Origin of the sequence: Actinomycetospora callitridis (genome assembly GCF_028737265.1) — a bacterium.
GTDB classification, from domain to species: domain Bacteria; phylum Actinomycetota; class Actinomycetes; order Mycobacteriales; family Pseudonocardiaceae; genus Actinomycetospora; species Actinomycetospora callitridis.
The window spans coordinates 1-16,252 of record NZ_JAQZAK010000010.1 but is presented as its reverse complement, the minus strand read 5'-3'; the positions used below and the strand labels follow the sequence as shown (position 1 = coordinate 16,252).

Sequence of the window (16,252 nt, the reverse complement as noted above, 5' to 3'; positions counted from 1 at the left end):
CTGGAGCACTGCCCGATGAGCTCTCCCACGCGCCCCGCCCCCACCGACGTCACCATCCCCGCGCCCCGAGAGAACGGCGACGAGGCCCGCGTCCTCGTCATCGCCGCCCGCCCCGACTCGAGCGGCCTCGCGGCCGCCGAGGTCCTGGCCCGGCGTGTCGGAGGCGCTGCCGCGCACTCCGGCGACGCCGAGCTCGGCACCAAGGCCCGCCAGGCCGCCCAGGTCATCGTGCTCGACCCCAGCTCGCTGCGCGCGAAGATGACGCGCGACCGCGCGTTCTCCGCGCCCGCCGACGCGGCCGCCCGCCGCGACCTGCTGAACCGCCTCGCGCCGTACCAGGACCGGGTCCGCTGGATGACCCGCCCGGCCGCGGCCTAGGGAGGGTTTCCCTCCTCGCGCAGGCTAGAGGCGGCGGTTCGCCAGCACCGGGAGAGCGGCGCGGACGTCGGGGATCTGCTCGGGGTCGACATCGACCACGAGCAGCCCCGGCTCCGCGCCGAGCTCGTCGATGGTCACGCCGAACGGCGACGCCGCGAGGCTGTGCCCGACGCCGCGCGGCGCCTTGCCAGCGTCGATGCCCTGGGTGGCCGGGTCGGCCTGGTCGGTGGCGAGCACGAACGTGGTCGCGTCCAGGGCCCGGGCGCGCACCAGCAGCTGCCACTGCTCGACCTTGCCCGGCCCCGCGCCCCAGCTCGCGGGCAGCAGGGTGACGGTCGCGCCCTGGTCGGCGAGGGCGCGGAACAGCTCCGGGAAGCGGATGTCGTAGCAGGTCGCGAGCCCGAGGGTCGTGCCGTCGACCGTGATCGTCAGCGGCTTGCTGCCCGGCGCGACGGTGTCGGACTCGGCGAACCCGAAGGCGTCGTAGAGGTGGATCTTGTCGTAGGCCGTGTCGACGCCACGGCCGGTGACCAGCAGCGTGTTGGTGACGCGGCCGTCGTCGGTCGGCGTGAACATGCCGGCGACGACGAGCACGCCGTTCCTCTCGGCGATGCGGCGGACCTCGCTCGCCCACGGGCCGTCGAGCGGCTCGGCCACCGGCTTGAGCGAGACGCCGAACCGGCACATCGTCGCCTCGGGGAACACGACGACCGTCGCGCCCTGCTGCGCGGCGAGCGCGGTGTGGTCGGCGACGAGCTCGAGGTTCGCCGCCGGGTCGTCGGTGGCGAGGATCTGGGCCAGGGCGACGCGCATGTCCCGTGTATACCGGTGATGTGGACGCGACGGACTACCTGGCGCGGATCGGTGCCGCGGCCGACGATCCGCTGGACACCCTGACCGAGCGCCACATGATCGCGGTCCCGTTCGAGAACCTCTCGGTGCACCTGCGCGAGCCGATCGAGCTCGACGACGACGCGCTGCTCGAGAAGATCGTCGAGCGGCACCGGGGCGGCTTCTGCTTCGAGCTCAACGGCGCCTTCGCCTGGCTGCTGCGCGAGCTGGGGTACGACGTGACCCTGTGCTCGGCCCGCGTGGCGCGCAACGGCGGCGACGACGGGTACGGCCCGCCCGGCGACCACATGGCACTGGTGGTGAACGTGCGGGGCACGCGCCTGCTCGTCGACGTCGGCTTCGGGCGCTTCGCGGCCCGGGCCGTCGACCTCGACCGTCGCGACGGGCAGCCCGACCGCACCGGGACCTACGCCGTCCGCGACGCCCCGGACGGCGAGCTCGACGTCGTCTGCGACGACAAGGTGGTCTACCGCCTCGATCCGCGCGCCCGGCTGCTCACCGACTTCGCGCCGCTGTCCTGGTGGCACTCGACCTCGCCGGAGTCGCCGTTCGCGCTCGGGTTGACCTGCTCCCGCCTCACGCCGGCCGGTCGCGTCACCCTCGCCGGCGACCGCCACATCGTCACCGGCGACGACGGCTCCCGCGAGGAGCACACGGTGTCCGAGGACGAGCAGCTCGCGATCTACCGCGACGTCTTCGGCATCGTCCTCGACGCCGTCCCGACGGTGGGTTAGCGGGCCGCGCGGACCCGTCCGAGCAGGCCGTACATCTCGCACCCGAGGCAGAAGCCGAACGCCGCGTTGAGGAACGCCGCGGCCAGCGCGAAGGCGGTCGCCACGATGCCCAGCGCCGTCGCGTCGCTGAGGTAGCCGATCGCTGCGAGGACGGCGAAGACCAGCACGACGGCCAGGACCACGGTCGTCACGGTGGCCGCGAAACGGCCGCCGCGCGGGTCGAGCCGCTCGGTCATCGGGTCTCCTCGAGGGACAGGGCCTGCTGCAGGTCCGCGCGGCGGGGGACGCCGCCGACGCGCAGGAGCTCGGTGCCGGCACGGTCGAACGCGACGGTGGTCGGGGTGCGCAGGACGTGGAGGGCCTGGGCGATCCCGGGGCTCTCGGCGACGTCGACCTCGACGTGGCGGAGATCGGGGTGCTCGGCCGTCAGCGCGGTGAGCTGCTCGCGGGTCCGGGCGCACGGGGTGCACACCGGCGACGAGAGCTGGAGCAGGAGGACCCGGTCCCCGGAGCCGGGGTCGATCCCGGCGAGGTCCCAGCCGTTCCTGGCGTCCTTGCCCTGCGTGACCCGCCCGTCCCCGCGCCGGAGGACCAGCCCGACGACCGTCGCGACGACGAGGACGCCGACCAGCACCGCGGCCCCGGCCGCACTCAGCCCCACGAGCCCGCCAACCCCGTCCGCGCCCGCGGTTGTTCCCGGCGTCGCCCTCCTCGGTGACGAAATCCGCGCTCACCGCGGGATCCGCCACCGAGGACCGACGGTGTAGACCGGTCCCCGTGGCGGTGGCGACGGCGGCGACCTTCGTGTGGCTCGGGATGGTGCTCGCGATCTCGTTCCTCGAGGCGCCGCTGAAGTTCCGCGCGCCCGGCGTGACGACGGTGATCGGGCTCGGGATCGGACGGCTGGTGTTCCGCGCGCTGAACGTCGCCGAGGGCGTGCTGGCCCTGGTCGTCGTGGCCGCCGTGCTCGTGGCCGGTGTCCCGGTGGGACCGACGGTCGTCGTCGGCGTCCTGGTCGTGCTCCTGCTGGTGCAGCTCGGCGTCGTGCGCCCGCGCCTCAACCGCCGCTCGGACCGCGTGCTGGCCGGCGAGGACGCGCCACGCTCCCGGCTCCACCTCGTCTACATCGGGCTCGAGGTGGTGAAGGTCCTGGCGCTGGTGGTGCTGGGCGTGCTCCTGCTGGGGACGGCGTAGACCCGCCTCGCCGTCGGGCCGGGGCCCTGGCCTAGACTCTTCGGCACTGCCGCCTTAGCTCAGCTGGCCAGAGCAACGCACTCGTAATGCGTAGGTCTCGGGTTCGAATCCCGAAGGCGGCTCCGCAGGTCAGGGCCGGTGTGGGCGCTCCAGATCGGCCTTTCCGTCTCTTCGTGGAATGAGTCGCGGAACGACGCCGAGTTCTTCGGCGAGCCCGGTGTGCCCGAGCTGGCGCGCGATCGCTTCGGCGGTCCCCCGCCGTCCGCGGTGCGCCGTTCGACCGAAGGAGCACAGCGAGGCCGTTGCGTCGGGCCGGCGAGCTCATACCGGCGGGATGGCCTCCCGGTCACGCCGGCGGATTTCCACGCCACCCCAGATCGCAGCCCCCGTGACGTGCAGCGGTGGGGCTCCGAACGGCGGTGGGGTCAGCGGCGGACCCGACAGGTCGGCGAACCCTCCCATCGCGCCCCGACCGTCGCACCGCACCTCGACGTCCGGGCCGACGATGATCACGACCCCACCCATGATCGCGACGACACGGATGGTCGTGCCGCGCGGGTCGAGACGAGCGTGGCGGAGGTCCAGCTCGGCGCCGCCCATGAACGCCACCACCGAGTGCTCCGGCCCCGGCGCCCACTGTCCGCGCCGGACCGTGGCCCGCAGGAGGCTGAACGATGATGTCGGGGGCTCCGCCCCGGTCGCGGCCCACGTCCGGTGTTCGTCCGGCGGCGGAGACGCTTCGACGTCCTGCGTCAGGGACCGGACCTCGTGGCCGTACGACGCCGCTTCGATGAGAGCCAGCCGCCTGTCGCCCTCGACCAGGGTCAGCCGACCATCGGCCACCGCCGCCCGGACGAGACGAGCGGCCCGTTCACGTTCCACTGCGGAGGCGCCGGCGTGCGGGTCGCCCCGGTCCGGCCCGGTCATCGTCCCGATGATAGGCCGGGTCGATCCTGGTCGGGAGGCCGTCGACAGCAACCGGGACGACCCGCGCCAGGGCGGCATCGGGGACGAGGTGGACAGGGCGCCCACGCCGAGGCTCGCGAGTCGGGCGCGGCGAGGTGTCGGCCGAAGGAGCGGTGCATCCGCGTGAACAGCCGCCGGAACAGCCGGATGCGTTCGTGTAGCCCGGTGGAGTGCGACATCGGGTCCTTGTGGCGGGCGGCGCGTCGTCGGGCAGGAGGTCGGTGAAGGCGTGGCGCAACAGCCACTTCTCCACTCCGTCGCGGATCGTCAGCTCGGTCGCGAGGCGCAGCGCCGGGGAGGCGCCGGGACGGAGGTCGACGTCGGCATCGACCACGGCGATGCTGGCGGGAAGCCGCATACCTTCGGCCGCATGGCCGTTCTTCCCTGCGGGGGTCCCTGCAGGCGTAACACTTGAGCTCTGAGTGGGCGCTGGAGTGGCATGTCCATCAACTGCCCGTGTGTCACCGGCGGCTGCCTCGGCCGAGTCCACACCCTCCTTCGCGATGACGAACACCGCGAGGAGCTCCTCGTGGAGTGCCCGCGCTGCGGAACATCGTTCTGGGCGCCCCTCGCGACCACAGCCGCGCCCCAAGGCGGCGCGGGATTCGACCGTGGTCTGGGGTGACTCCGGGCCGAGGCCCATCACTTGCTGACAGCGCGGCGGGCGGTTCAACCACCGTCGCCTGCACAGCACCGCCGGCGAATCCCACCCCGTCGACCTCGAGTTCTCATCATTCGCTCGCTCCGCGAACTCCTCGCCCACGTCACGCGGAGGGATCCTCCGAGTCATCCAACTTGAATGTGCTTGACGACTCTGGCGAGCTCCGCCGAGGGAGAGAAGTCGATGTACTCGCAGTCCTCGAGTGCCTCCGGGGCATGGCCCGGTGGCCAGTAGAACGCTTGCCCGGCGCCATAGTCGTGTTGGCCGTCCGATGTGTGCATCCGGAGCAGCCCGGAGATCATGTAGCCCCAGTGCGGACATGGGCACCGGTCGTCGGGCAGGCCGACGAGCGCGGGGCGTAGATCCGTACCCTTCGCGAGCCGAGACCACCCAGCGGTGGAGTTCGCCCACCTCAGCGGCACGCACGTCGATCCCCGCCGCCTTGTGAATGGTGGAGATCAGGAGTGCAAGGCGGGACGGTGGTGCGCCTCGGGCAGTGGCGTGGTGAGCCGCGGTGCGCACGATGTGACTGCTGACGTGCACCGGTGGCTGCAGCGAGCATGCCGCTCACGTGAGGCACCTACGACAACACGTAGGTCCCGGGTTCGGAGCCCGACGCCGGCTCCACCCTGACCAGGAGGTTCCTCCTCGTCGGCGCCGCGGGACCAGCCAGGTGCGGTGATCGAACCGGACAGGGCCATGATCCCTCCGTGAGCAGCAACGCGGCACCCGAGCGCGACTCCCCGTCCGTCGGGTCCGAGGAGGCTCCGGCGGACCTGTCCGTGGTCACGACCGGCCAGGAGGGCACCCGGGCCGGTCGGTGGCGGTGGCGGACGCCGGCGGCGCTGTACCGGTTGATCAGCACCCCCGCGCTGCGGGCGGTCCTGGGCTGGGACCTGCCTCGGTGGGACGTCCGGTGGGTTCCGGCGGAACCCGGCACCTGCCTCGAGGTCGGCAGCGGCGGCGGCTTCTACACCGGGCCGCTCACGCGGCACCTTCCCTCGTCGGCCACGCTGCTCTCGTTGGAGCGCCACCACGGCAGCCTGACGGACCTCCGGAGCCGGCTGGCCGACCGGCCGGGGCCCACCCTGCGCCAGGTGTGCGGCGACGGCACCCGCCTGCCGCTCGCGACCGGCAGCGTGGACGTCGTGTTCCTCGGCTACTGCCTGGAGGAGATGCCCGATCCGTACCGGGCCGTCGCCGAGGCCCACCGCGTACTGAGGCCCGGGGGCCGGCTCGTCGTGTTCCTGTGGCGCCCGGCGATCACCCGGCGACGGCGCGACCCCGTCCTCGCCCGCATGCACGAGCTCTTCGACGTCGAGCGGGAGCGGTCCGGACCGCAGAACATCCGGTTGTGCCTCCGCCGGCCCGACCTCGACACCGTCCACGCCTCGCCGGTGGCCTCCGCGGCCGGCACAGCAGGACGGGGCTGATCCGGTCGCCGGCGCACCTCGGAGCTCGGTGAGCGGGCCGCAGCGGTGATCCCCGGGCTGGTGGGGTCGCTCGGCGTCGGGGCCGGCCTGGGTCTGCTGGGCGTGGACCCGGCGGGCGCGCTGGTCGCGGCCGTCGCCCTCGCGGCGGGGGCGCGGGACCGACAGATCGTGATCTTCGGGCTGGTCGTCCTCATCGGCACCACCCTGTTCGGCGTCGTCCTCACGGTGGCCGTGGGGGAACGGCTGGCACGGCTCGACTGGGCCTCGGTGCTGCCGAGCGGGGCCCTGCGCGCCGGGCTCGAAGCGGGCGCGGCGCTCCTGCTGGCGGTGTGGGCCGTGACGCGCGTCGTGCGCGGCAGCACCTCCTCCGAGCCCCGGGTCATGGGAGCGGGGGCGACCGGAGCCGTCGTGGCCGGCATGCTGTTCATCGGCACCGCCGCCACCGACCCGTCGTTCGCGGCCCTGATCGTGCTGGCGGGGCGGGAGGCGTCACCGGCCGGTGTCGTCGTCGCGAACACCGTGTGGACCGTGGTCAGCCAGGCACCGCTGTTCGTGGTCGTCCTGGCGGTCCTCCTGGGACGGCATCGCGCGGCGGTCGACACGCTGCAACGCCTCCGGGAGCGATGGGCGCCGCGCGTGCGGGTCCTCGTGACCGTCGCGCTCGGTCTCGGCGCGGTGGTGCTGCTGGTCGACGTTCTGAGCTGGGCCGCGGGCTCGTTCCTGATCGGTCGTTGACACGGTCCGACTCGACGAGCCGTGTATGCAAGGAGAGTCCCTGAAGCGCTGCAGAGGCACCGGGAAGCCGATCGGCGCGATCTGGGTATACAAGAACCTTGCGTTCATGGCGTGGGTCACTGCACGCTGTCCTTCACGGAGCCCGTACGCCACGGGACGGGAGAGGCAGGTCATGCGGCCCACCGAAGAGCTCGCTCCCTCGACCGATCGCCCGAGGACCGGCCTCTCCCCGGGCCGCACCGCCCTGGCGTGCATGATCGGGACACTCGTCGAGATCTACGACTTCATCCTCTACACGTTCGTCGCCGCCCTCGTCTTCGGGCCGCTGTTCTTCCCGGGTGCGCAGCCGTGGCTCGGCACGCTCGCGGCGCTCTCGAGCCACGCGGTGGCGTTCCTCGTCCGGCCCCTGGGCGCCTGGGTCTTCGGTCGCCTCGGCGACCGCTGGGGGCGCCGCGGCGCCCTCGTGATGTCGCTGTCGCTGATGGGCGTGGCCTCGGCCGGAGTCGGGCTGCTGCCCACCTACGCGGCCATCGGCGTGGCCGCGCCGGTGCTGCTGGTGGTCCTGCGCCTGGTGCAGGGCCTCGCGGTGGGCGGCGAGTGGGGCGGCGCGGTGGCAGTGGCCGTCGAGCACGCCCCGCCGTCGCGGCGGGTGCTCTACGGGTCGCTCCCGCAGGTCGGCTCGGTGCTCGGTCTCGCGCTGGCGGCGGCGTCGCTGCTGATCGTCTCGTCCTCGGTGAGCGAGGAGACGTTCCTCAGCTGGGGCTGGCGGGTGCCGTTCCTCGCCGGATTCGTGCTCGTGGGGCTCGGGATGATCGTCCGGCTGCGCCTCGAGGAGACCCCGGACTTCAAGCGCACCCGCGACGAGGTCCCGCCGACGTTCGCCGCGACCATGCGCGAGGCCGGCCGGCCGATCCTCGCCATGACGCTCTCCTGGCTCGCGATCATCGTCGTGGTCTACGCCCTGATGACCGGGCTGCTCGCCTACGCGAAGACCTACGTCGACGGCATCGACGCCGTCGACGTCCAGGTGGGCCTCGTCGTGTGCGGCCTGCTGCTCGTGCCCTACACGATCGGCGCCGCGCTGCTGTGCCGCCGGGTGCCGCGTGAGCGCCTCGTGGCCATCGCCGGCGTGTTCGCGGTCGTCTGGGCGTTCCCGGCATTCGCGCTGGTCAACACCGGTGAGCCGGCGCTGCTCTGGCTCGCGATGGCGATCGGGGTGGTGCCCTACGGGCTGGGCAACGGTGCGCTGCCGTCGCTGATGAGCGACGTCTTCCCGGTGCGGCTGCGCTACACCGGCATCGCGGTGTCCTTTGCCCTGGCCAACGTGATCGGCGGGGCCCTGCTCCCGCTGCCGGCGCTCGCGCTGGTGCAGACCTTCGGCGGCTCGTCGGTGCCGCTCGCCCTTGCGCTGGTGCTCGGCGGACTCGCCACGGTGGTCGGCGTCGTCATGGTCCGGCGGCTGCCGCGCTATCCCGCGGGCTCGCCCGGCCCGGAGCTCGACACGTCGTCCGAGGGCTCCACCTCGGCGGCCTCGCGGTGACCGTCGTCGGCGCCGGCGGAGGGCAGACGCATCGCCTCGCGGGCGGCGAGGATGTGCGCCCGCATGAGGTGGCCCGCCCACACGGCGTTGCCCGCCCGCAGGGCATCCACCAGCTCGTGGTGGTGGGCCGCGCTGCGCACGAAGTCCTCCGGACGGAAGGCGCTGTACCGGGCCGCGACCGCGGGGACGTCGAGGAGCCCGTGCACCATCGCCTCGAGGCGGGGCCGGTGGGTGGCGGCGGTCAGCGCGAGGTGGAAGAACCGGGCGTTCTCGGAGAAGGCGACGAGGTCGACCGAGGGCGCCGCGACCACGGCGTCGCCCTCCGCGCACAGGCGGTCGAGCGTCTCGAGGTCATCCGGTCCCGCCGTCGCCGCGGCGAGCTCGGCGGCGTGCGACTCGAGGACGACCCGCAGGTCGAGGATCTCCTGCTGCATCTCGGGTCGCCAGCGCGCGACACGGGCGGCGCGCCGCGGCGAGACCTCGACCAGCGATTCCCCCGCCAGGCGCCCCAGGGCCTCCCGGACCGGGGTCCGGCTCACGCCGAGGCGCTCGGCCGACTCCACCTCGGGCAGCGGCGTCCCCGGGGCCAGGACCCCTTCGAGGATCTCCCGGCGCAGCTGGCGGTAGGCCGTGTCTGCGCGGTTCACCGCTGCTCCACGGCCCGACAGCCTATCGACAGCCCGGCACGGTGTGCCGACGGCGAGACAGGAGACCCGCGATGACCGCGTACGCCGCCGAGCCCGTCGGCGCCGCCGGCCCCCTCGGCCCTCTCGGCGCCGGCGCCCTCCAGGGTGTCCGGGTCCTCGAGCTGGGTCAGCTGCTCGCCGGCCCGTACTGCGCGCAGCTGCTCGCCGATCACGGGGCCGACGTGGTCAAGCTGGAGGACCCGCAGCACGGGGACGTCATGCGGCAGTGGGGCCAGACGTTCGAGGGGCGCTCGTTGTGGTGGCCGATCGTCGCCCGCAACAAGCGGTGCGTCACCGCCGATCTGCGGACCCCCGAGGGCCGGTCGATCGCCCGGTCGCTGGCCGCGGACGTCGACATCGTGATCGAGAACTTCCGTCCCGGGACGATGGAACGCTGGGGCCTCGACCACGAGACGCTCGCCGCCGAGCACCCCGAGCTGATCATGGTGCGGATCAGCGGGTACGGGCAGACCGGGCCCTACGCCCATCGCGCGGGATACGCCTCGGTCGGCGAGGCGATGGGCGGGCTGCGGCACCTCGTCGGCGAGCCCGACCGGCCGCCCGGCCGCTGCGGCATCTCCCTGGGCGACTCGCTGACGGCGATGTTCGGCGCCCTCGGCGCGCTCTCGGCGCTCGAGCACCGCCGCCAGACCGGCCGGGGCCAGGTGGTGGACGCGTCGATCTACGAGTCGGTCCTGGCCGTGACGGAGTCGCTGATCCCGGAGTGGGTCCTCGCCGGGCACGAGCGCACCCGCACCGGCGCGACCCTGCCCGGCGTCGCGCCGAGCAACGTCTACCCGACCGTCGACGGCGGGAGCGTCCTGGTGGCCGCCAACATGGACACCGTCTTCCGTCGGCTGACGGTCGCGATGGGACGCCCGGAGCTCGCCGACGACGAGCGCTTCGTGACCCACGGCGCCCGCGGCGCGCACGCAGCGGAGCTCGACGCGATCGTCGCCGGGTGGACCTCGGCCCGCCCCGCCGACGTCCTGCTCGCCCACCTCGAGGAGCACGGCGTCCCCGCGGGCCCGATCTACCGGGCCCGGGAGATGCTGGAGGACCCGCACTTCCGGGCGCGGGAGTCGATCGTCTCGATGGCCGACCCCCGCTTCGGCGAGCTCCCCATGCAGGGCGTGTTCCCGCGGCTGTCCACCTCGCCCGGGGAGGTGCGCTGGCTCGGTCCCGAGCTCGGCGAGCACACCGACGAGGTGCTCACCGAGCGTCTCGGCTACACGCCGGAGGCCGTGGCGCAGCTGCGCTCGGCCGCCGTGATCTGACCGGCCCACCTCCGACGGGAGAGGACACCCATGACCGACGAGTTCACCACCGCCGGCTACTCCAGCCACGACATCGGGTTCGGCCGCCGCGCCGCGATGCTGGTCGTCGACTTCCAGCGCGCCCTGACCGAGGGCGAGTACGCCCTCGGGCGCAGCCCGCACGTCCGTGAGGCCGTCGACCGCAGCGGCCCGCTGCTCGACCGCGCCCGGGCGCTCGGCGTCCCCGTGCTGCACACCGCCGTGGCGTTCGACGGCCCCGCCGACCTGGGCCGGTGGAAGATGCCCGAGCTCGGGAAGATCACGCCGGGCTCGCCCGCCGCCGAGATCGACCCCAAGGTCTGGCACTCGTCGGACGAGCTGGTGATCAAGAAGGCGCCGTCGGCGTTCTTCGGCACGCCGGTGGTCTCCATGCTGCGGTTCTGGGACGTCGACACCGTCGTCGTCCTGGGGTGCATGACCTCGGGCTGCATCCGCGCGTCGATCGTCGACGCCTTCTCCCACGGCCTGCGCACGATCGTCGTCGGCGAGTGCTGCGGAGACCAGCAGGAGCAGGCCCACCGGGCCAACCTCGCCGACGTGGGACGTCGCTACGCCGACGTCGTCGACGTCGACGCGGCCGTCCGCGGGCTGGAGGGGATCGCGGGTGCCTGAGGTCCTCATCGACGGCCGGCGTCTGTACTTCGAGGTCCACGGCGCCGGCGAGGGCCGCCCTCGGATGATCGCGATGGGCGGCTGGGGGACGTTCTGCCACGGCCGGCTCGGCGATCTCCCGCGCGCGGCCGTCGCCGACTTCGAGGTCGTCGTCTTCGACTACCGCGGCCTCGGTGAGAGCGACGACCGGCCCGAGGTCGAGGCCTCGACGCGCTCCTACGCCGACGACGTCGCCGCGCTGCTCGACCACCTCGGTGGCGGCCCCGTCCACGTGCTCGGGATGGTCGGGATGGGGGCGTGCATCGGGCAGGAACTGGCGATCCGGCGACCCGATCTCGTGCGCTCGTTGTTCCAGACCGGGTCGTGGGCCTACGCCGACCCCGCCCTCACCGACCAGCTGACGATGATGCGCCGGGTGCACCAGGAGCTGGGCTTCGAGGCCTTCCAGATGCTTTGCGCCTCGCTGAGCTTCACCCCGGCGTTCTACGACCGGCACCGCGACCGTCTGCTCGGCCCCGACGGCGCGTGGGGCGACCTGGTCGGGCGTGCCGACGCCCACGCCCGGCTCGTCGCGGCCTGCCTGGACCACGACACCCGCGACCGCCTGGACCAGGTGCGCGTCCCGTGCTTCGTCCTGCACGCGGGCCGCGACCCGATCACGACGGTCGACCACACCGGCCTCCTCGCCGACCTGCTGCCGGACTGTCGCACCGAGACGTGGGCCGATGCGTCGCACGTCATCGCCGGCAAGGAGCAGAAGCTCCGCCTGGACGCCCTGCTGCGGTCGTTCTACGACGATCTCGTCGCCGTCCCGGCTCCGGAGGTCGCCGCCGCGTCGGAGGTCTGAGGTCGCGGGCCCGTGACCGGGCCCGGCGGCCCGATTCTCGGGGCCCGACCCCGACGCGCGGCGGGCCGGAGAGGTCCAGCCTCTGGTGATGGACGACGGTCACGTGGTGGTGTGCGGGGCGGGAGTGGTCGGGCTCGCGCTGGCGACGATGCTGGCGGGAGAAGGCCGGTCGGTCACGGTGCTGGAGACCGACCCGGCGCCCGCTCCGAGCGGTGCCGACGCGGCGTGGTCGGGCTGGTCCCGGCACGGGGTGGCGCAGTTCCGGCAGCCGCACAGCGTCTTCCCCCGATTCCGCCACGTCTGCGACGAGGGCATCCCGGGACTGACCGACGCGCTCCTCGCCGCGGGGTGCCGAGCGTTCGATCCTCTCGACACCGCCCCGCCGTCCCTCGGCGACCACGATTCCCGGCCCGGCGACGACCGGTTCCGGTGGGTCACCGGGCGCCGGCCCGTCCTCGAGGCCGTGATGGCGGCGCGCGCCGAGCAGCAGCCGGGGGTGACGATCCGGCGCGGCGTGCGGGTCGTCGGCCTCATCCAGGGCGCTCGCGCGGAGGACGGCGTGCCCCGCGTCGCGGGCGTCGTCACCGATGACGGCGAGCAGGTCCGGGCCGACCTGGTGGTCGACGCGATGGGCCGCCGCACGCCCTCGGACGCCTGGCTCGCGGACCTCGGCGCCGCCCCACCCCAGCGGACGGCCGAGGACAGCGGCTTCGCGTACTACACCCGCTACTTCTCCGGGCCGCTTCCCGCCTGGCGTGCCGCTCCCCTCGTGCCGTACGGGACGGTCACGCTGCTGACGATCCCGTCCGACAACGACACCTGGTCGGTCACCGTGTCCGGCGGCTCGCGCGACGTCCCGCTGAAGAACCTGCGCGACCCCGTCTGCTTCGACCGCGTGGTGCACGCCTTCCCGATGCAGGGGCACTGGGTCGACGCCGAGGCCCAGCCCGGGGTGGCGGTCATGGCCGGCGTGCTCGACCGCGTCCGTTCCCTCGTCGTGGACGGCGCGCCGGTCGTCACGGGCTTCACCGCCGTCGGGGACGCCTGGGCCTGCACGAACCCCTCCGCCGGGCGGGGCATCAGCATCGGGCTGATGCACGCCCGGGTGCTCCGCGACACCCTCCGCGAGCACCCCGACGACCCGGCGGCCTTCGCGACGGCGGTCCAGCGGCACACCGACGAGAGCGTCGCGCCCTACGTGCACACCCAGCTGCACGCCGACCGGGTCCGGGTCGCCGAGATGGACGCCCTGCGCCACGGCGAACCGGCGCCGACCGCCGATCCCGACGTGACCGCTTTCGGCGTGGCGGCGATGGAGGATCCCGAGGTCTTCCGGGCGCTCCTCGAGGTCATCATGTGCCTCGCACTCCCGGGCGAGGTCCTCGCCCGGCCCGGCATCGCCGACGCCGTCGCTCGACGGCGCGGAGAGCCGACCGAGCCGCCCCCCGGCCCCGATCGACGGGGTCTGCTGGCGCTGATCGCCGCGTGACGAGCGGGCTCAGGCGGCGGAGAAGTCGTCCGTGCTGCGGGTGGTCAGGATCTTGCCGTCGGTGAAGAGCACGCCGTCGGCGCACCGGGCCTCGACCGCGCCGGCGCCGAACTGCTCGGCGTAGAGCTGCGCGTACAGCCCGCCGCGCGCCAGCAGCTCGTCGTGCGTGCCCTGCTCGACCAGGCGGCCGCGGTCGATCGCGAAGATGACGTCGGCGGCCAGGATCGTCGAGAGCCGGTGCGCGATCGCGATCGTCGTCCGCCCGGACATCACCGTCTCCAATGCCTGCTGCACCAGGCGCTCGCTGGTGGTGTCGAGCGCGGAGGTGGCCTCGTCGAGCACCAGGATGCGCGGGTCGGCGAGGATCACCCGGGCGATCGCGATGCGCTGCTTCTCCCCGCCCGAGAGGCGGTAGCCGCGTTCCCCGACGACGGTGTCGTAGCCCTCGGCGAGGCCCTCCAGGTGCTCGGCGATGTTCGCGGCCCGGGCGGCGGCGCGGATCTGCTCGTCGGTGGCGTCCGGAGCGGCGTAGCGCAGGTTCTCGGCGACGGTCGCGTGGAACAGGTAGCTCTCCTGGGTCACCATCCCGACGAGGCCCGGCAGCGAGGCGAGGGTCAGGTCGCGGACGTCGACGCCGTCGAGGCGCACCGAGCCGGCGTCGACGTCGTAGAGCCGCGGGACCAGCGAGGACAGCGTGGTCTTGCCCGCCCCGCTCGGGCCGACGACCGCCGCGAGCTGACCGGGCTCGATGTGCAGCGAGAGGTCCTCGAGCGCCCACGGGCCCGGCTCGGACGGGCGGCCGGGCTCGGCGTCGACGGGGTAGCGGAACCAGACGTCGCGGAACTCGACCTCGCCGCGCGCGTCCGCCTTCGCCAGCGGGCGCGCGTCGGGGCGGTCGCGCAGCTCGGGGACGAGGTCGAGGTACTCGAAGATGCGCCCGAAGAGCGCCAGCGACGTCTGCACGTCGAGCGACACCCGCAGCAGGTTGACGATCGGGAACAGCAGCCGCGTCTGCAGGGTGGTGAACGCGACGAGCGTGCCGGCCGAGATGCCGGCGTCGCCGCGGGCGGCGAGCAGCCCCGCCACCAGGTAGACCACGGCCGGGATCAGCGCGAAGAAGCCGGTGACGACGGCGAAGAAGGACTGGCCGCTCATCGTCTGGCGGATCTGCAGCGTGGTCTGGCGGTCGTTCTCCGCGCTGTACCGCGCGACCTCGTGCTCCTGGCGGCCGTACACCTTGGCCAGCAGGACACCGGAGACCGACAGGGTCTCCTGGGTGATCGCGCTCATGTCCGACAGCGACGACTGGGTGCGCGCCGCAATCTTCCGCCGCACCCGCCCGACCCGGATCTGCAGCAGGAGGAACACCGGCAGGAGCACGAACGCCACCAGCGACAGCTGCCACGACAGGGCGACCATCGCGATGACCGAGGCGACGACGGTGACGACGTTGCCGAGGATCGACGACGCGGTGTCGGTGACGACGGACTGGACGCCGCCCACGTCGTTGTCCAGCCGCGACTGGATGGACCCCGTGCGGGTGGAGGTGAAGAACCCGAGGTGCATCCGCTGCAGGTGGTCGAAGAGCCGGTCGCGCAGCGACTGCATGACGCGGTTGCCGAGCACGGTCGTCAGGTAGGTCTGGCCGATCCCGATCACCGCGGAGACGGCGGCGATCGCGATCATCGCGCCGACCAGGGCGGTCAGCAGCCCGATCCGCGGCCCTCCGGGGACGAAGAGGGCGTCGTCGAAGACGCGCTGGGTGAGGAAGGGCGTGACCACACCCAGCGCGGAGGTGACGAGGATGGCGAGCGCGATGAGCACCAGGCGCCCGCGGTAGGGGGCGAAGAGCGCGACCGCCCGCCGTCCGGTGGTGTCCTTGACCGAGGTCCCGGTCGGTGTCGAGGGCTCGGCGGTGGCCTCGTCCCGGCGCTGCGCCATCTGCCCTCATCTCCGGTCGGCGGACTTCACTCTGCACCTCGCACGGGGGCGGTGTCGAAACGAGGGTGGGTGCGTTCGTCGCCAGGGTGAGGGACCGGCACCGGGCCGGTCGCCCCGCCCGAGGGAGGCACCCCATGACCGCGACCTACACCTTCGACGTCTTCTCCAGCCTCGACGGCTACGGCTCCTACGGAGGCGACGGCGACTGGGGCGGCTACTGGGGCAAGCAGGGCCCCGAGCTGCTCGAGCACCGCCTGGCCTCGTTCGAGGGCGAGACCCGCATGGTGTTCGGTGCGACGACGTTCCGGCAGTTCGTGGCGATGCTGTCCGAGAGCACCGAGGAGTCCGAGGTGCGCGACCCGTGGGTCGACCGGATGCGCATCATGCCGATGACGGTGGTGTCGTCGACGCTGTCCGGCCCGCTCGACTGGCCGAGCGCGACCGTCGTGGGCGGCGACGCCGTCGACGTCGTCCGGCGGCTCAAGGAGGAGTCCGACGTGCCGTTGCGCTCGCACGGCAGCCTCTCGCTGAACTGGTCGCTCATGGCCGCCGGCCTGGTCGACCGCCTCCAGATCACGGTCTTCCCCGTGATCACCGGGAGGACCGGCACCGACCCCGTCCTCGGCGGTGCGGACGACTTCGACCTCGAGCTGCTCGAGCGCCGGACGCTCGACGGCGACATCCAGGAGCTCGTCTACCGGCCCACGCTGCACCGACCCGGGCGCTGACGCGGAGCGGGCACTCAGACATCCCATGGGCTGGGGGGTCAAGCGGCGGCGGCGTGCCGGTGGGCCCAGGCGGTGGTTTCGTCGTAGGGGGTTCGGGTCTTGAGGCAGCCGTGCAGGATGCCCACGAGGCGATTGCCGAG

17 protein-coding genes and 1 tRNA gene are annotated in these 16,252 nt (G+C 73.4%); 12 read left to right on the top strand and 6 right to left on the bottom strand.

The features are described 5' to 3' along the window. Window positions 1–15: 15 nt before the first annotated feature. Window positions 16–378, top strand: coding sequence for a hypothetical protein (locus PH191_RS24370; RefSeq protein WP_274197228.1), 363 nt, complete (start codon window positions 16–18; stop codon window positions 376–378). Window positions 379–402: 24 nt separating this feature from the next. Here PH191_RS24370 and PH191_RS24365 read toward each other — a convergent pair whose 3' ends face one another. Next, window positions 403–1,191: a carbon-nitrogen hydrolase family protein gene (locus PH191_RS24365; protein ID WP_274197227.1), complete on the bottom strand. Its 789-nt coding sequence runs from the start codon at window positions 1,189–1,191 to the stop codon at window positions 403–405. Window positions 1,192–1,211: 20 nt separating this feature from the next. Between PH191_RS24365 and PH191_RS24360 the strand changes: the two genes are divergently transcribed. Further along, window positions 1,212–1,964 (top strand): arylamine N-acetyltransferase family protein, encoded by a 753-nt coding sequence (locus PH191_RS24360; protein ID WP_274197226.1) that lies wholly within the window; start codon window positions 1,212–1,214, stop codon window positions 1,962–1,964. Here the strand turns inward: PH191_RS24360 and PH191_RS24355 are convergent. Next, on the bottom strand, window positions 1,961–2,200 hold the full coding sequence (locus PH191_RS24355) for a DUF4395 family protein (RefSeq protein ID WP_274197225.1): 240 nt from the start codon (window positions 2,198–2,200) through the stop codon (window positions 1,961–1,963). The genes PH191_RS24360 and PH191_RS24355 overlap by 4 nt on opposite strands. Then, window positions 2,197–2,625 (bottom strand): thioredoxin family protein, encoded by a 429-nt coding sequence (locus PH191_RS24350; RefSeq protein ID WP_274197224.1) that lies wholly within the window; start codon window positions 2,623–2,625, stop codon window positions 2,197–2,199. Before PH191_RS24350 ends, PH191_RS24355 begins: the two co-directional genes overlap by 4 nt. Before the next feature lie 155 nt (window positions 2,626–2,780). Between PH191_RS24350 and PH191_RS24345 the strand changes: the two genes are divergently transcribed. Together PH191_RS24345 and PH191_RS24340 are read left to right on the top strand one after the other, a co-directional pair. Further along, a complete protein-coding gene (locus PH191_RS24345) occupies window positions 2,781–3,158 on the top strand; it encodes a hypothetical protein (protein WP_274197385.1) in 378 nt (125 codons plus the stop codon). Between the two features lie 48 nt (window positions 3,159–3,206). Then, window positions 3,207–3,280, top strand: a tRNA-Thr gene (locus PH191_RS24340). 199 nt (window positions 3,281–3,479) lie between these two features. Here PH191_RS24340 and PH191_RS24335 read toward each other — a convergent pair. Beyond that, window positions 3,480–4,085, bottom strand: a complete 606-nt coding sequence (locus PH191_RS24335; RefSeq protein ID WP_274197223.1) for a DUF1707 domain-containing protein — start codon at window positions 4,083–4,085, stop codon at window positions 3,480–3,482. Between the two features lie 1,410 nt (window positions 4,086–5,495). Between PH191_RS24335 and PH191_RS24330 the strand changes: the two genes are divergently transcribed. The 3 genes from PH191_RS24330 (at window position 5,496) to PH191_RS24320 (ending at window position 8,493) form a co-directional block, all read left to right on the top strand. Further along, complete coding sequence (locus PH191_RS24330) at window positions 5,496–6,218, top strand: class I SAM-dependent methyltransferase (RefSeq protein ID WP_274197222.1); 723 nt, start codon at window positions 5,496–5,498, stop codon at window positions 6,216–6,218. A gap of 45 nt (window positions 6,219–6,263) precedes the next feature. Further along, window positions 6,264–6,953, top strand: a complete 690-nt coding sequence (locus PH191_RS24325; RefSeq protein ID WP_274197221.1) for a hypothetical protein — start codon at window positions 6,264–6,266, stop codon at window positions 6,951–6,953. Window positions 6,954–7,206: 253 nt separating this feature from the next. Beyond that, window positions 7,207–8,493 carry an MFS transporter gene (locus PH191_RS24320; RefSeq protein ID WP_274197220.1) on the top strand — a complete coding sequence of 429 codons (1,287 nt, stop codon included), beginning with the start codon at window positions 7,207–7,209 and terminating at the stop codon, window positions 8,491–8,493. Here PH191_RS24320 and PH191_RS24315 read toward each other — a convergent pair. Then, window positions 8,421–9,140, bottom strand: a complete 720-nt coding sequence (locus PH191_RS24315; RefSeq protein WP_274197219.1) for a GntR family transcriptional regulator — start codon at window positions 9,138–9,140, stop codon at window positions 8,421–8,423. The genes PH191_RS24320 and PH191_RS24315 overlap by 73 nt on opposite strands. Window positions 9,141–9,211: 71 nt before the next feature. On the opposite strand from PH191_RS24315, the gene PH191_RS24310 reads away from it, so the two are divergent. The 4 genes from PH191_RS24310 (at window position 9,212) to PH191_RS24295 (ending at window position 13,443) form a co-directional block, all read left to right on the top strand. Continuing rightward, the gene (locus PH191_RS24310; protein WP_274197218.1) at window positions 9,212–10,456 is read left to right on the top strand and encodes a CaiB/BaiF CoA transferase family protein; all 1,245 of its coding nucleotides are present in this window, start codon (window positions 9,212–9,214) and stop codon (window positions 10,454–10,456) included. Between the two features lie 30 nt (window positions 10,457–10,486). Continuing rightward, entirely contained in the window at window positions 10,487–11,107 is a 621-nt protein-coding gene (locus PH191_RS24305) for an isochorismatase family protein (RefSeq protein ID WP_274197217.1), read from the top strand. Next, a complete protein-coding gene (locus PH191_RS24300; protein ID WP_274197216.1) occupies window positions 11,100–11,954 on the top strand; it encodes an alpha/beta fold hydrolase in 855 nt (284 codons plus the stop codon). Before PH191_RS24305 ends, PH191_RS24300 begins: the two co-directional genes overlap by 8 nt. Window positions 11,955–12,042: 88 nt before the next feature. Next, a complete protein-coding gene (locus PH191_RS24295; protein WP_274197215.1) occupies window positions 12,043–13,443 on the top strand; it encodes an NAD(P)/FAD-dependent oxidoreductase in 1,401 nt (466 codons plus the stop codon). Between the two features lie 9 nt (window positions 13,444–13,452). Here the strand turns inward: PH191_RS24295 and PH191_RS24290 are convergent, their stop codons facing one another. After that, window positions 13,453–15,384 (bottom strand): ABC transporter ATP-binding protein, encoded by a 1,932-nt coding sequence (locus PH191_RS24290; protein ID WP_274197214.1) that lies wholly within the window; start codon window positions 15,382–15,384, stop codon window positions 13,453–13,455. Window positions 15,385–15,518: 134 nt separating this feature from the next. Here PH191_RS24290 and PH191_RS24285 point away from each other — a divergent pair, with 134 nt between their 5' ends. Next, window positions 15,519–16,112: a dihydrofolate reductase family protein gene (locus tag PH191_RS24285; RefSeq protein ID WP_274197213.1), complete on the top strand. Its 594-nt coding sequence runs from the start codon at window positions 15,519–15,521 to the stop codon at window positions 16,110–16,112. Window positions 16,113–16,252: the final 140 nt, after the last annotated feature.